The organism is Hafnia alvei, from assembly GCF_964063325.1.
Taxonomy (GTDB): Bacteria; Pseudomonadota; Gammaproteobacteria; order Enterobacterales; family Enterobacteriaceae; genus Hafnia; species Hafnia alvei_B.
On the sequence record NZ_OZ061315.1, the window covers coordinates 47,835 to 60,516 of the forward strand.

16 protein-coding genes are annotated in these 12,682 nt (G+C 48.3%); 8 read left to right on the forward strand and 8 right to left on the reverse strand.

Going from position 1 to position 12,682, the window contains the following annotated elements:
* Window positions 1-31 precede the first annotated feature (31 nt).
* Together AB3Y96_RS00220 and AB3Y96_RS00225 are read right to left on the reverse strand one after the other, a co-directional pair.
* Window positions 32-964: a LysR family transcriptional regulator gene (locus tag AB3Y96_RS00220; protein WP_367298246.1), complete on the reverse strand. Its 933-nt coding sequence runs from the start codon at window positions 962-964 to the stop codon at window positions 32-34.
* Window positions 965-1,100: 136 nt separating this feature from the next.
* Complete coding sequence (locus AB3Y96_RS00225) at window positions 1,101-1,976, reverse strand: NAD(P)-dependent oxidoreductase (protein WP_367298247.1); 876 nt, start codon at window positions 1,974-1,976, stop codon at window positions 1,101-1,103.
* Between the two features lie 272 nt (window positions 1,977-2,248).
* On the opposite strand from AB3Y96_RS00225, the gene AB3Y96_RS00230 reads away from it, so the two are divergent.
* Complete coding sequence (locus AB3Y96_RS00230) at window positions 2,249-2,695, forward strand: DMT family transporter (RefSeq protein WP_139130916.1); 447 nt, start codon at window positions 2,249-2,251, stop codon at window positions 2,693-2,695.
* Window positions 2,692-3,159, forward strand: coding sequence for a DMT family transporter (locus AB3Y96_RS00235; protein ID WP_367298248.1), 468 nt, complete (start codon window positions 2,692-2,694; stop codon window positions 3,157-3,159). The genes AB3Y96_RS00230 and AB3Y96_RS00235 overlap by 4 nt, the downstream gene beginning before the upstream one ends.
* Before the next feature lie 74 nt (window positions 3,160-3,233).
* On the opposite strand, the gene AB3Y96_RS00240 is transcribed toward AB3Y96_RS00235, so the two are convergent.
* Entirely contained in the window at window positions 3,234-4,097 is an 864-nt protein-coding gene (locus AB3Y96_RS00240; protein WP_072308185.1) for a YicC/YloC family endoribonuclease, read from the reverse strand.
* Window positions 4,098-4,323: 226 nt separating this feature from the next.
* Between AB3Y96_RS00240 and rph the strand changes: the two genes are divergently transcribed.
* Both rph and pyrE read left to right on the forward strand, forming a co-directional pair.
* The gene (gene rph / locus AB3Y96_RS00245; RefSeq protein WP_043490059.1) at window positions 4,324-5,040 is read left to right on the forward strand and encodes a ribonuclease PH; all 717 of its coding nucleotides are present in this window, start codon (window positions 4,324-4,326) and stop codon (window positions 5,038-5,040) included.
* Window positions 5,041-5,152: 112 nt separating this feature from the next.
* Window positions 5,153-5,794, forward strand: a complete 642-nt coding sequence (gene pyrE / locus AB3Y96_RS00250) for an orotate phosphoribosyltransferase (RefSeq protein WP_367298249.1) — start codon at window positions 5,153-5,155, stop codon at window positions 5,792-5,794.
* Between the two features lie 58 nt (window positions 5,795-5,852).
* Here the strand turns inward: pyrE and slmA are convergent, their stop codons facing one another.
* The 3 genes from slmA to coaBC form a co-directional block, all read right to left on the reverse strand.
* Window positions 5,853-6,449 (reverse strand): nucleoid occlusion factor SlmA, encoded by a 597-nt coding sequence (slmA, locus tag AB3Y96_RS00255; RefSeq protein ID WP_043490061.1) that lies wholly within the window; start codon window positions 6,447-6,449, stop codon window positions 5,853-5,855.
* Between the two features lie 98 nt (window positions 6,450-6,547).
* On the reverse strand, window positions 6,548-7,006 hold the full coding sequence (gene dut / locus AB3Y96_RS00260; protein ID WP_043490063.1) for a dUTP diphosphatase: 459 nt from the start codon (window positions 7,004-7,006) through the stop codon (window positions 6,548-6,550).
* Complete coding sequence (coaBC, locus tag AB3Y96_RS00265) at window positions 6,984-8,198, reverse strand: bifunctional phosphopantothenoylcysteine decarboxylase/phosphopantothenate--cysteine ligase CoaBC (protein ID WP_367298250.1); 1,215 nt, start codon at window positions 8,196-8,198, stop codon at window positions 6,984-6,986. The genes dut and coaBC overlap by 23 nt, the downstream gene beginning before the upstream one ends.
* 178 nt (window positions 8,199-8,376) lie before the next feature.
* Here coaBC and radC point away from each other — a divergent pair, with 178 nt between their 5' ends.
* The 4 genes from radC (at window position 8,377) to mutM (ending at window position 10,641) form a co-directional block, all read left to right on the forward strand.
* Window positions 8,377-9,063, forward strand: coding sequence for a DNA repair protein RadC (radC, locus tag AB3Y96_RS00270; RefSeq protein WP_072308187.1), 687 nt, complete (start codon window positions 8,377-8,379; stop codon window positions 9,061-9,063).
* A 236-nt stretch (window positions 9,064-9,299) separates the two neighbouring features.
* Window positions 9,300-9,536: a 50S ribosomal protein L28 gene (gene rpmB / locus AB3Y96_RS00275; protein ID WP_008815765.1), complete on the forward strand. Its 237-nt coding sequence runs from the start codon at window positions 9,300-9,302 to the stop codon at window positions 9,534-9,536.
* A gap of 11 nt (window positions 9,537-9,547) precedes the next feature.
* On the forward strand, window positions 9,548-9,715 hold the full coding sequence (gene rpmG / locus AB3Y96_RS00280) for a 50S ribosomal protein L33 (protein WP_001051798.1): 168 nt from the start codon (window positions 9,548-9,550) through the stop codon (window positions 9,713-9,715).
* Window positions 9,716-9,831: 116 nt separating this feature from the next.
* Entirely contained in the window at window positions 9,832-10,641 is an 810-nt protein-coding gene (gene mutM, locus AB3Y96_RS00285) for a bifunctional DNA-formamidopyrimidine glycosylase/DNA-(apurinic or apyrimidinic site) lyase (protein WP_072308188.1), read from the forward strand.
* Window positions 10,642-10,644: 3 nt separating this feature from the next.
* On the opposite strand, the gene coaD is transcribed toward mutM, so the two are convergent.
* A complete protein-coding gene (coaD, locus tag AB3Y96_RS00290) occupies window positions 10,645-11,124 on the reverse strand; it encodes a pantetheine-phosphate adenylyltransferase (RefSeq protein ID WP_367298251.1) in 480 nt (159 codons plus the stop codon).
* 11 nt (window positions 11,125-11,135) lie between these two features.
* Window positions 11,136-12,413 carry a lipid IV(A) 3-deoxy-D-manno-octulosonic acid transferase gene (gene waaA / locus AB3Y96_RS00295; protein WP_367298252.1) on the reverse strand — a complete coding sequence of 426 codons (1,278 nt, stop codon included), beginning with the start codon at window positions 12,411-12,413 and terminating at the stop codon, window positions 11,136-11,138.
* Window positions 12,414-12,682 lie beyond the last annotated feature (269 nt).

The window sequence follows — 12,682 nt, forward strand, 5'->3', positions numbered from 1 at the left end:
TAATAATGGATAAGAATTTATAATTCGAAAATCAAACATTATCCCAATACGCGGGTGTCCCAAACTTATGGACAAAGAAATCGATGACAACGCGTACTTTAAGCGGAAGCCGCCGACTCTGCGGATAGAGAGCCGCTAGCTGCTGGGGCTCCAGCCTAGTGGATACGGGATATTTCTCCATCAAACTCACCAGACGGCCATCTTGTAATGCATCCCCCAATAGCCATGTTGGGAAGACTACGATCCCTAAACCTTGGATTGCTGCATCTAACAGCGAATCGGCATTATTTCCGGTGAAGGAGCCATGCAGGCTATAGGGAATCCATTGATTTTTAATTTGGAAAAACCATCTCTGCGCACCCGCAAAACCCTTAAATACGATGCAATTGTGATGCTCTAATTCTTCTGGCGTGGTTGGGATCCCAAAGCGATGTAAGTATTCTGGACTCGCGGCGATACGGTAGTTTTGTTGGGCTAGTACTCTGCCTTGTAGATTTGAGTCTGACAAAATACCGATACGAAACAGAAGGTCAGATGCATCTTGCATGGGATCGACAAAATTATCTGTTTGCACCAGTTCAACGCAAAGCTTGGGGTATTTTTCACAGAGTTCAGGAATATAGGGCGCGATATGCAGTCGGCCAAATACCACTGGAGCGTTGATGCGCACAAGCCCTGCAGGCTCAAGCTTCTTTTCCTGTAACGCTTGCTCAGCCTCCTCGAGCTGTTCGAGGACTCGTCGTGCGTACGTCGCCAATAGCCGACCGCTTTCCGTTGCAGTTACCGCGCGGGTGTGGCGATACAACAATTGTTGATTAAGCGCTTGTTCTATAAGCTGCATTTGGCGTGAAATAGACGATGGCGCAACGCCTTCTTTGCGTGCAACCGCCGAAAAACTTCCGTGATCGAGGACGGCAACAAACAATCGTAGTGCTTTTATATTGAGTTCATTGAACGCTTGCATGTTGTGCATATTCCGCAAAGAGGTTTTATCTATGGTGCGTTTTTGTGAATGGTTTTACTAGTGGGCTATTCAGCAGTTTTCCCTCTCCACTAAGGAGAGGGTTGGTACTATGACAATATCAAGATATTACGTTGAATTACTTTAAACCGCTGCGACGGGCGGAAACATTGGCTAGCGCTGACCAATCAAGATTACCGTCGCCTTGAGCGATAGCATCAATGAAGTTATCTCTTAATACGCTAGCGAATGGCATGGGTACGTTTTTCTCTTCGGCAGCTTGTTGTGCCAAGCGAACGTCTTTCAAACCAAGCGTTAGTTTGAAGCCTGCGGGGGTATAGCGTTCTTCGGCGATCATGCCGCCATAGTTTTTGTATACCGGAGCCGAAAATAGCGTACTGGTCAGCATATTGATAAAGTCTTTAGGCTCAATGCCGTGCGCTTTAACCAATGCTGTGGATTCCCCAACGGATTCAATGACGGTAGCAAGCATGAAGTTTGCCGCGAGTTTTACCGTGCTGGCCTGTTCTGGATTATCGCCGAAGTACCAAGTTTTTTGGCCTAATACATCGAATACAGGCTGCACGCGGCGGAGCTGCTCGGGCTCTCCAGCGGCTAAAATATTTAAATTCCCTGCGGCTGCAACGTCTACCCGTCCTAATACGGGGGCTGCAATGTAATGAATGCCTTTTTCTGCGCAGTAGCTTGCCATCTTACGCGTGAGGTCATTAGAAACCGTTGCCATATTGATATAGACCGCCCCCGCTGCTAACGAATCTAATGCGCCCTGAGCGATCATCACATCATGGGTAATCGCATCGTCGGCTAACATCGAAATAACAACTTCACTTCCTGCGATATCAGCAGGGCATTGGCAAAGCCTTGCACCATCGTCAACGAGCGGGTTTGCTGCAGCTGAGCTACGGTTCCATACAGCGACTTCATATCCTGCGTTTAGCAGGTTGTGCGCCATAGGCTGGCCCATAGAGCCTAATCCAAGAAAAGCGATCTTCATGAGTTACTCCTAGTCATTGTCTTCCGGTGTGATTGCAGGTTCCGGCTATTTTTGTATCCCCACCCTAGAGTTTCAGGAAAGGTGAGTCAAATCACTGCATGCTGTGCGTAATTCGCAAAACTGTTTAGCAACTCATGCTGTTTTTCGAAAGATAAAGGTGTCTGATAATGCTCGCCATCAGATTTAGCGACTTTTCGCGAATCGTTTGAATGATGCGGAGTGAGTAATCGATGACACAGCCAGAGCGACGTAAAACAGCGCATTCAGGCTCAATGAACGGCGCCTATATTCCATTGGTCATTATGGCCGGTATGGGGCTTTCTGTTGAAGCCGGATTGCTTGGTCCACTCGGTGAGGCGGTGGGGCACTTATGGGCGACGTTGAGCATATTTGGCGTAGGCGCAGCCCTACTGTTTCTTATCTCGTTATTAACCGGAAAGCCGACAGAGCATCGCTCTTTCAGCTCGCTGCCCCGTTGGCAACTTACAGGCGGTCTTCTGGGACCTGTGTACGTCATTATGTTGACGCTGGCGACGCCGGTGATTGGTGTCGCAATGACGATGATCGCCATTCTGTCGGGTCAGGTGGCGAAAAGCTTATTAATCGACCATTTTGGTTGGTTTGGGATCTCACGTAAACGCGTGGGGGTGCAGCGCCTACTCGCATTAGCGCTCATTGTCGCTGCTTTGATTCTTATCGCTGTGGGGGCGTCACAATGATGGGACATATCATAATGCTGGCGCTGGTGGTTTTGGCTGGCGCAGTTCTGAGCATGCAGGCCGCTATCAATGGCCGACTAGGTGAACGCGTTGGGGTGATACGCAGCAGCCAACTGACGTTTGTTGTTGGCGCCGTTCTTAGTGGATTGCTGATTTTCTTCTTTGAGCCTTCACATTCACAGACTTTACTCACCGTGCCGAAATGGCAGTTGGCTGGAGCATTGTTTGGCATGTTTTATATGTTGGTGATGGTGGCATCAGTACCGAAAATAGGCGTTGCGACAGCGACGGTGGCGGTGATTTGCGGGCAACTGTCAATGGGGATGATGATTGATACTTTTGGATGGTTTGGCAATCAAGCAATCGGCTTTTCCAGCAGTCGTATGGCCGCTTTAGTTTGCCTAGCCTTGGCTCTGGTATTGATTTATCGCAGTAACCAAGCAGAAGAACAATCCACAGAGTGATTGTTTGAGCGATAAAAAAGCCTGGCTCTACGATGGTAGAACCGGGCTTTTGTTTGTTGAAGCTGAGCAGAAAATTACTCGATGTTTTGGATCTGTTCGCGCATCTGTTCGATCAATACTTTCAGTTCGATAGCGGATGCGGTGACGTCTGCATTGATAGACTTAGAAGCCAAAGTATTCGATTCACGGTTGAATTCTTGCATCATGAAGTCGAGACGACGGCCTACGGCTTCTTTCTTTTTAAGAATCACATAGGTTTCTTTGACGTGGGCTTCGAGACGATCCAGCTCTTCTGCAACGTCAACGCGCTGCGCCATCAGAACCAGCTCTTGTTCTAGACGGTTATTTTCCAACTGAACCTGAGCTTCTTCTAGCTTGCTAACCAAACGTTCGCGCTGCCACTGCAGGATTTCAGGCATCTGCTGACGAACCTTAGCCACTTCAGTTGATACGCCTTCCAAACGCTGCTCGATCATCGCTTTTAGGGCATTACCTTCGCGTTCACGGGCATCGATAAAGTCATCAATTGCAGATTCCAGTGCGGCCATCAGCTCGGTGCTGATAACGTCTAGATCTTGTTCGGCGGCAGACATCACGCCCGGCCAGCGCAGAATCTCCAGCGGGTTGATTTCACCCTCATCGCTTTGCATTTTGACCCAGTTCGCGGCTTCAACCAGCTGTTTTGCCAGTTTTTCGTTCAGGATCATGGAGCTTTGTGCGCTAGGGTCGAGCTCAAAACGCAGGTTACATTCGATTTTCCCGCGAGTTAAACGCGTACGCAGTCTTTCGCGCACCACAGGCTCTAGGCTGCGGAACTGTTCCGGCAGGCGAATATAGGTCTCAAGATAGCGCTGGTTAACGGAGCGTAGCTCCCAAGCTGCGCTGCCCCAGTTGCCTTTTATTTCACGGCGGGCGTAGGCTGTCATGCTGCGGATCATTTTGCGTACCTGTAAAAATGAATGATGTCAGGATTATAGCCCCGCACCGTCTGCCATGATAGGCATAAGCTCACGAACATGGCATATCGCTTTGGGTTGATGAGAAGAGGTGGCGGATGAATTTATCGAGAGCCTTTCGTTGGTGGGCTTGCTGCAACTCAAATTAATTTGGGTATAATGCGCAGCCACATTGAAATAAATATAAATGCTAGCCGGAGACAAGCTTATGCGTCCAGAAGGCCGAACTGCCGAACAAATCCGTCCGTTAAAACTGACCCGTAATTACACTAAACACGCTGAAGGGTCTGTGCTGGTGGAGTTTGGTGAAACTAAAGTGTTGTGCAACGCCACCGTTGAGGAAGGAGTTCCGCGCTTTCTAAAAGGTCAGGGACAGGGCTGGGTCACGGCTGAGTATGGTATGTTGCCACGTTCTACCCATAGCCGTATGGCGCGCGAAGCGGCCAAAGGCAAGCAGGGTGGTCGCACCATGGAAATTCAGCGTCTGATTGCTCGCTCTTTACGTGCTGCGGTTGACCTGAAAAAACTGGGTGAGTTTACCATTACGCTGGACTGCGACGTTATTCAAGCTGACGGTGGTACCCGTACTGCATCGATTACCGGTGCCTGTGTGGCATTAGCTGACGCGCTGAACGCCTTAGTCGCCGCTGGTAAACTGAAAGCTAACCCGATGAAGGGTATGGTTGCCGCGGTGTCTGTGGGGATCGTCGATGGTCAGGCAGTGTGCGATCTGGAATATGTTGAAGATTCTGCTGCAGAAACGGACATGAACGTTGTGATGTTGGAAGATGGCCGCATGATTGAGGTGCAGGGCACCGCAGAGGGCGAACCTTTCAGCCATGAAGAACTTCTCCAGCTACTGGCACTCGCCAGAGGCGGGATAGAGGAAATTATCCAAGCGCAGAAAGCGGCGTTGGAAAATTAATTGTTTGAGGCGACTTGTTAGTCGCCTTTTTTATGCCTGCAATTTGGCATGAGAAAAACGGTTGTACCCACGAGTGAATTATTTAATTACCGACAATGAAGGAGATGCACGCATGAAAGCCTATCAGCGCCAGTTTATTGAGTTCGCGCTAAGCAAGCAGGTATTGAAGTTTGGCGAATTTACGCTGAAATCAGGCCGTACCAGCCCATATTTCTTTAACGCTGGCCTGTTTAATACTGGGCGCGATCTGGCATTTTTGGGGCGTTTTTATGCCGAGGCATTGGTTGATAGTGGCATTGATTTTGATTTGCTGTTTGGACCTGCTTATAAAGGCATTCCTATCGCGACCACCACGGCGGTGGCGCTAGCAGAGCATCATGACCGAGATTTACCGTATTGCTTTAACCGCAAAGAAGCCAAATCTCACGGTGAAGGCGGAACTCTGGTGGGTAGCCCGCTGCAGGGCAAAGTTATGCTGGTGGATGATGTGATTACTGCGGGCACCGCAATTCGTGAATCAATGGAAATTATTCAGGCTCACAATGCTAAGTTAGCCGGCGTGCTGATTTCACTCGACCGCCAAGAACGTGGTCGGGGAGATATCTCTGCAATTCAAGAAGTAGAGCGTGATTATGGCTGTAAGGTGATTTCAATTATTACGCTGAAAGATTTGATCAGCTATTTGGAAGAGAAGCCGGAGATGGCTGAATCCTTGGCGTCAGTAAAAGCTTATCGCGAGCAGTACGGCGTTTAAGTGAATCGTTACTAAGAAAAACGGCCACTGATGAGTGGCCGTTTTTTATACGTTTAGGCTACTGAAGTTGGCTTGCCAGCAACGGCCAGCGCAAATCGAATTCTTGCGTTGGGCGATAGCGAAACTCTGATCGTACAAAACGAGACAGCATACCTTCGCAGAAGGCTAAAAGCTGTCCTGCAAGCAGCGTTTCATCGTGAACAAACCCCTGGCCCTCACGGATTTTTCTCTCTTTTAGCACCTGTCGGATTTGGGCCTCAATACGCTCAAATAGCTGATTGATGCGCCCTTGAAGGCGATCTTGTTCAAACATTAGGGCATGGCCGGTCATGATGCGGGTCAGCCCCGGATTGCGTTCTGCAAATCCCAGAATCAACAGCAGAATAAGACGAAGCCTATTAAAGGTTTCTTTCTCATCCTGCAATATGAGGTTAATGCGGGTGATCAGACTGTCTTCGATAAACTCAATAAGGCTATCGAACATCCGCGTTTTACTAGGAAAATGGCGGTAAAGTGCAGCTTCTGAAACACCCACGTTCGCAGCAAGTTTTGCAGTCGTAATGCGTTGGCTACCGTCGCTGGATTCCAGCATTTGCGCCAGCGCCTGCAAGATTTCCTCGCGACGGTTCCTTTTCGTATTTTCTTTTTCTGCCATGCCAGACAAGATCCTTGCTAAGCGGTGATAACGGGCACACCAAACAGTTAGCCACCTTAGGGCGGCTTATTGGTTTTTTTTGCAGCGTGGTAATCGGCTTATTGGCGACCGGAGTGACCAAAACCACCGGCACCACGTTCGCTCGCGTCGAAAGATTCGACGAGGTTGAAGTCTGCCTGTACAACTGGAACCAGCACCATCTGAGCAATTCTTTCACCAGGTTCAATGGTAAAGGTCGTTTGACCACGGTTCCAGACAGAAACCATTAACTGACCTTGATAGTCAGAATCGATCAAGCCGACTAGATTACCCAACACGATTCCGTGCTTATGACCCAAACCCGAACGAGGCAGAATGATCGCCGCTAGACTAGGGTCTTCAATATGAATTGCCAGTCCGGTTGGTAACAGAGTGGTTTCACCCGGTGCCAAAATGACGGCTTCATCCAAACAAGCGCGTAGGTCTAGACCCGCAGAGCCTGGCGTTGCATAGGTTGGCAATGGGAATTGTTCACCGATGCGCGGATCTAAAATTTTAACGTCTATTTTTTTCTTCATAATGGCTGACAATCTCGTCAATTAAATAGTGGCCCAACAAGGACTTATTGCTGAGTGGCAACTGCTTATCGCCCTGCGGCCAAAAAAGGTGTAAGGCATTGGTATCGGTGTTAAACCCTTGCCCTTCTTGGGAAACATTGTTCGCACAAATCATATCCAGATTTTTACGTGCGAGTTTTTGCTTGGCGTATTCTTCCACATTCTGGGTTTCGGCGGCAAATCCTACGACATAGGGACGATGCTCAGTCAGGGCTGCAACACCAGCCACAATATCAGGGTTTTTCACCAGCTTAAGTGTGATTTCATCACCCTGTTTTTTTATTTTTTCGCCGCAAATTTGCTCGGCGCGATAGTCTGCCACCGCAGCGCAAGAAATGAAAATTTGATGTGCGGGAACCTGAGCAAGTACCTCTGTTTGCATTTCTAATGCGCTTTCCACGTCGATACGCACTACACCTTCAGGTGTTTTTTGATTAACTGGCCCGCTAACCAGCGTGACTTTAGCACCACGTTTTGCGGCAGCCGCTGCGATAGAAAAGCCCATTTTCCCTGAACTATGGTTAGTGATGAAACGTACAGGGTCTAGGGCTTCACGGGTTGGACCCGCGGTGATAAGAATGCTGTATTGCGCGAGATCCTGCTGTTGAGCAAAATGCGCCTGAATCATAGTGACTAGCACCATTGGGTCAAGCATACGACCTGGCCCTACATCACCACAGGCTTGGCTACCGCTGTCTGGTCCCCAGAGCTGTAAACCTCGGCGCTCTAGCGTCTTCAGATTCTCTTGCGTGGCCGCAGCGTGGTACATTTGTTGGTTCATCGCTGGGGCAATCGCAATAGGTGCGGCGGTTGCCAAACATACCGTGCTGAGAAGGTCATTTGCCATTCCAGCGGCAATGCGCGCAATTAAATCAGCGGTTGCCGGTGCGATAACGACCAGATCAGCCCATTTACCCAGCTCAATATGCCCCATTGACGCTTCAGCTGCAGGATCAAGCAGGTCATCCGATACTGGATAGCCTGAAACGGCCTGTAAGGTTAGCGGGGTGATAAAGGCTTCAGCGCCTTTTGTCATTACCACACGAACTTCTGCGCCACGTTCTCGCAGTCGACGTACGATTTCTGGGCATTTATATGCAGCGATGCCCCCGCTGATGCCTAATACAATGCGTTTGCCTGTCAGTGCAGTCATGGTGTTGTTCCATTCGAGGCAGAAATTAGCGTGATTTTACCATAAGCAGAGAAGATGACATGTGTTGCAGTCGTTGCGATCGTTTTTTGCGCACTTCTTCGCATTGATGGCGTTTGGTACTCGACGCGATTTTAGAAATTGAGATGATGGCTTAAACACATCTTGTGAGTTTTATTTCATGGAAGAGAGCGTTGCAATAGCGTACTGGCCTTCAATGTTGGCCCCAAGAGAGAAATTATTATCCCTAGGACGTGAATCACTGTCCGATCAGGAACTGCTGGCGATATTTTTACGAACAGGGACGAAAGGGATTAATGTGATGACGCTGTCATCACATTTGATTCGCGAGTTTGGCTCAATTTATAGTCTGATGCAGGCTGATTACGATAGTTTTTGCTCGAAACCGGGTCTCGGTATCTCTCGATATGCGCAGTTGCAGGCGGTGATGGAACTGTCAAAACGGTTTTTGCATCGCCAGCTCACTGAGCAAAGTGTCATCACTCGACCCGAGTTAACGGCGCTATATTTGCAAAATGTGTTCTCTGGATACGAGCGGGAAGCCTTTTTTGTCTTATTTTTAGACAACCAGCATCGCGTAATTCGCTCTGAGGAGATGTTTTCGGGTACTATAAACTGTGTGGATGTATATCCACGCGAAATTGTGCGTGGTGCGCTTAAGGTAAACGCCGTTGCGTTAATCCTCGCACATAATCATCCGTCCGGAATAGCAGAGCCCAGTGCAGCAGATCGTGTGCTCACAGAAAGAGTGGTGAAAGCTTGCGCGTTATTGGATATCCGTGTGCTAGATCATATGGTGATCGGTCACGGCCAGAGCGTATCTTTTGCTGAAAGAGGGTGGCTTTAAGCTTTTTTTCGCGATCCTTAGGGATCTTTGCTGTTCGGGTCTTGAGCACTTACGCTTCAGAGCGTATACTACGCCACCTTTGAGAATCTTGGTTGTAGCGTTAAGAGCCTATCTCAGCAGGTTTCGACCTGACTCAGAGTCTCCTCGGTGAAGTTTGCTGAGATGGGCTCTAAAGCCTGACGAGGCGGCTACTTCCTATACGAAGCTCGAGCTGATTTGATTTTTGGAGAATAGACATGTCCCGAGTCTGCCAAGTTACTGGCAAGCGTCCGGTGGCCGGTAATAACCGTTCCCACGCGATGAACGCAACCAAACGCCGTTTTCTGCCTAACCTGCATTCACACCGCTTTTGGGTTGAAGGCGAGAAGCGCTTTGTAACTCTGCGTGTATCTGCTAAAGGTATGCGTGTTATTGATAAAAAGGGTATCGAAACGGTCTTGGCCGAAATTCGCGCCCGCGGTGAGAAGTATTAAGGAACTGAATCATGGCTAAAGGTATTCGCGAGAAGATCAAGCTGGTTTCGTCTGCTGGTACTGGTCACTTCTACACCACTACCAAGAACAAACGTACCAAACCAGAAAAACTTGAACTGAAAAAGTTTGATCCGGTTGTACGTCAGCATGTGATCTACAAAGAAGCTAAAATTAAATAATTTTAGTGGATTTAAGAAAACCCAGCTTCGGCTGGGTTTTTTTTATTCTAAAATGCCCCCACATGATGATTATAGCCGTCATCAGATGGCAAATTGCCTTTGAGTTGGGGAGTAAAATGCCAGAACTACCAGAAGTAGAAACTAGCCGCCGTGGGATCGAACCCTTTTTAGTCGGGCATTCAGTCGAACATCTTGTGGTTCGCCAGCCTAAACTCCGATGGCCAGTCTCTGATGAACTGCTTCGATTAAGCGATAAACCGGTGCTTAGCGTGCAGCGCCGTGCCAAGTATTTGCTGATTGAGTTGGCTGATGGATGGATTATTGTTCATCTTGGTATGTCTGGTAGCGTTCGTATCTTGCCCGCCGATGAACCCCCTCAAAAACATGACCATGTCGATATGATCTTGTCGAGTGGCATGATGCTGCGTTACACCGACCCACGCCGTTTTGGTGCTTGGCTGTGGTGTAGAGATTTAGATTCATCTAACGTGTTGGCCCATCTTGGCCCTGAGCCGCTCAGTGATGAGTTTGACGGTGATTATCTGTATCGGAAGTCACGTAACAAGAAGACCGCCGTAAAGGCGTGGCTGATGGATAATAAGGTGGTTGTGGGAGTCGGAAATATTTATGCTAGTGAGTCACTGTTTACCGCACGCATTAGCCCCGATCGGCCAGCTGGCTCATTAACGAAAAAAGATGCCGATGTGCTTGTGGAAACCATAAAAGCAGTGCTACTACGTTCGATTGAACAGGGTGGTACGACTTTGAAAGACTTTTTGCAGTCCGATGGTAAGCCTGGGTATTTTGCGCAGGAACTACAGGTCTATGGCCGAGCAGGGGAAGCATGTAGGGTGTGCGGCGAGAAAATACTGAGCGGAAAGCACGGGCAGCGCACGACGTTTTTTTGTCCACGCTGCCAGAAGTAGGTGTTAGATGAGTTTTTCACTCAGTGCCTGAGCAATTATTTCAGGCACGAAAGGAGCGATATCGCCACCGTGGCGAGCAACTTCTTTCACCAAAGATGATGAGATAAACGACCACTCTTTGGAGGGCATGAGGAACACGCTTTCCAACGTTGGCATCAAATGACGGTTCATATTTGCGAGCTGCATTTCATATTCAAAATCAGAAACAGCTCTGAGACCACGAACCAAAATATTGGCATTTTGATGCTGAGCAAAATGTGCCATGAGCTCACTAAACCCCAGAACTTCCACATTATGCAGATGAGCTGTCACCTGCGTTGCTAAGGCGACGCGTTCTTCTAAGCTGAACATCGGTTTTTTGCTTGGGCTAGCTGCAATCGCAAGAATAACGTGATCAAACATGCTAGCGGCACGAGTCACTAAATCTAAATGACCGTTGGTCATCGGATCAAAAGTACCGGGATAGATGGCGCGCTTTTCCATGATTACCGCTCTCAATGATTCTTTACGGGAAGATAAGGTTCAAGCAGGTGTAATAATTTCTGTAATGCACCCTGATTCTGATATAGCACTTCAACAGCGTGGCGACCATAGTAACTACGGTAGTCTTCATCAGTTAACAGCGTCGTGATCTCTTTTACCAAAGACGCTGCATCTGTCACGGTAATTAAACCATCGGCCTGTTCTAGTCTGGCACAGATATCTTTAAAGTTGATGGTATGAGGGCCCATAAGTACGGGGATTGCATGAGCTGCAGGCTCCAGCGGATTGTGCCCACCTCGTTCGACTAAGCTTCCCCCCACAAAGGCAAGATCGGCAATGCCGTATAGCAACATCAGTTCGCCCATCGTATCGCCAATCACCACTTGAGTTTTGGCCGAGGGAATTTCGCCGGATGAACGAGTGATGTAGCTTAGACCTGCTTGCTGCGTGAGCTTAATGGCGTCGTTGAAACGTTCAGGGTGACGTGGGACAAGAATGAGTAACAGCTCAGGGAAGTGCTCTAGCAGCTGCTTGTGAGCATCAATCAAAATATCTTCTTCGCCTTCGTGGGTGCTGGTTACAATCCAAACTTGACGATGAGGTGCCCACTGGCGTCGAAGCGTTACCGCTTTAGCGGCTAGCTGTGGCGTGACAGATATATCGAACTTTAAACTGCCAGTGACGGCTAATTGGGAGGGTTTTAGACCCAAAGAGATAAAACGCTCACCATCTTCTTGGTTTTGCGCAGCTATCAGCGTAATACGACGCAAGATATCACGAATAAAACCGCCGAGTTTTGCATAACCTTTTGCAGAGCGGGCAGACAAACGCGCATTGGCAATAACAAGCGGTATCTGGCGTTTATTGAGCGCAGTAATCAGATTTGGCCAAAGTTCGGTTTCCATGATGAGAACTAACTTCGGATTAACGCGGTCTAGAAAGCGGTTAATTGAACCGGGAAGATCATATGGCAAGTAGACATGCTGAACATCTTTACCAAACGCGGACTGCACGCGTTCGGATCCTGTTGGCGTCATCGTGGTTACTGTGATGGGTAACGTTGGATAGCGATGGCGCAATGCTCTAACTAACGGGATCGCCGCCAGCGTCTCCCCTACGGAAACTGAGTGCAACATGATCCCGCCGGAAAGCATTTTGTTTGAGCAAAAGCCATATCGCTCCGCCCAACGCTTTCTATAGGCAGGAGCTTTACGACCACGCATCCACAATCTGATCCAAATGAGCGGCTGGATTAGGTAAAGCAGTACGGTGTAAAGCGTTTGAAGCATAAGAGGTTTGTATGGTAGGTAAACTTGGTTGGGATTCTAAGTATTTAACTAAGGCAAAGCCATCACTTTTGGTCTTCAACCACCTGAAAAACCGAGAAATCACTTACAACTCATTGTTAATGATGTGGTTTTTATAGGGTTGTATTATTAATTTATAAATTCAATTTGATAGAGAATATTTTGCAGAAGTGCTTTTTCTTTTGTCAAAAATAATTTTGTTATTTGTTTGATTTTAAATGATTTATTGTTTTTTATTGGAAATAAGGAAT

What these genes read in the sequence shown, in the direction of transcription:
- pyrE (WP_367298249.1), top strand. Translation starts at nt 5,153, where the DNA reads ATGAAAGCCTATCAGCGCCAGTTTATTGAGTTCGCGCTAAGCAAGCAG.
- dut (WP_043490063.1), bottom strand. Translation starts at nt 7,006, where the DNA reads ATGAAGAAAAAAATAGACGTTAAAATTTTAGATCCGCGCATCGGTGAA.
- rpmB (WP_008815765.1), top strand. Translation starts at nt 9,300, where the DNA reads ATGTCCCGAGTCTGCCAAGTTACTGGCAAGCGTCCGGTGGCCGGTAAT.
- AB3Y96_RS00220 (WP_367298246.1), bottom strand. Translation starts at nt 964, where the DNA reads ATGCAAGCGTTCAATGAACTCAATATAAAAGCACTACGATTGTTTGTT.
- AB3Y96_RS00235 (WP_367298248.1), top strand. Translation starts at nt 2,692, where the DNA reads ATGATGGGACATATCATAATGCTGGCGCTGGTGGTTTTGGCTGGCGCA.
- mutM (WP_072308188.1), top strand. Translation starts at nt 9,832, where the DNA reads ATGCCAGAACTACCAGAAGTAGAAACTAGCCGCCGTGGGATCGAACCC.
- AB3Y96_RS00230 (WP_139130916.1), top strand. Translation starts at nt 2,249, where the DNA reads ATGAACGGCGCCTATATTCCATTGGTCATTATGGCCGGTATGGGGCTT.
- coaBC (WP_367298250.1), bottom strand. Translation starts at nt 8,198, where the DNA reads ATGACTGCACTGACAGGCAAACGCATTGTATTAGGCATCAGCGGGGGC.
- radC (WP_072308187.1), top strand. Translation starts at nt 8,377, where the DNA reads ATGGAAGAGAGCGTTGCAATAGCGTACTGGCCTTCAATGTTGGCCCCA.
- slmA (WP_043490061.1), bottom strand. Translation starts at nt 6,449, where the DNA reads ATGGCAGAAAAAGAAAATACGAAAAGGAACCGTCGCGAGGAAATCTTG.
- waaA (WP_367298252.1), bottom strand. Translation starts at nt 12,413, where the DNA reads ATGCTTCAAACGCTTTACACCGTACTGCTTTACCTAATCCAGCCGCTC.
- AB3Y96_RS00240 (WP_072308185.1), bottom strand. Translation starts at nt 4,097, where the DNA reads ATGATCCGCAGCATGACAGCCTACGCCCGCCGTGAAATAAAAGGCAAC.
- rph (WP_043490059.1), top strand. Translation starts at nt 4,324, where the DNA reads ATGCGTCCAGAAGGCCGAACTGCCGAACAAATCCGTCCGTTAAAACTG.
- AB3Y96_RS00225 (WP_367298247.1), bottom strand. Translation starts at nt 1,976, where the DNA reads ATGAAGATCGCTTTTCTTGGATTAGGCTCTATGGGCCAGCCTATGGCG.
- rpmG (WP_001051798.1), top strand. Translation starts at nt 9,548, where the DNA reads ATGGCTAAAGGTATTCGCGAGAAGATCAAGCTGGTTTCGTCTGCTGGT.
- coaD (WP_367298251.1), bottom strand. Translation starts at nt 11,124, where the DNA reads ATGGAAAAGCGCGCCATCTATCCCGGTACTTTTGATCCGATGACCAAC.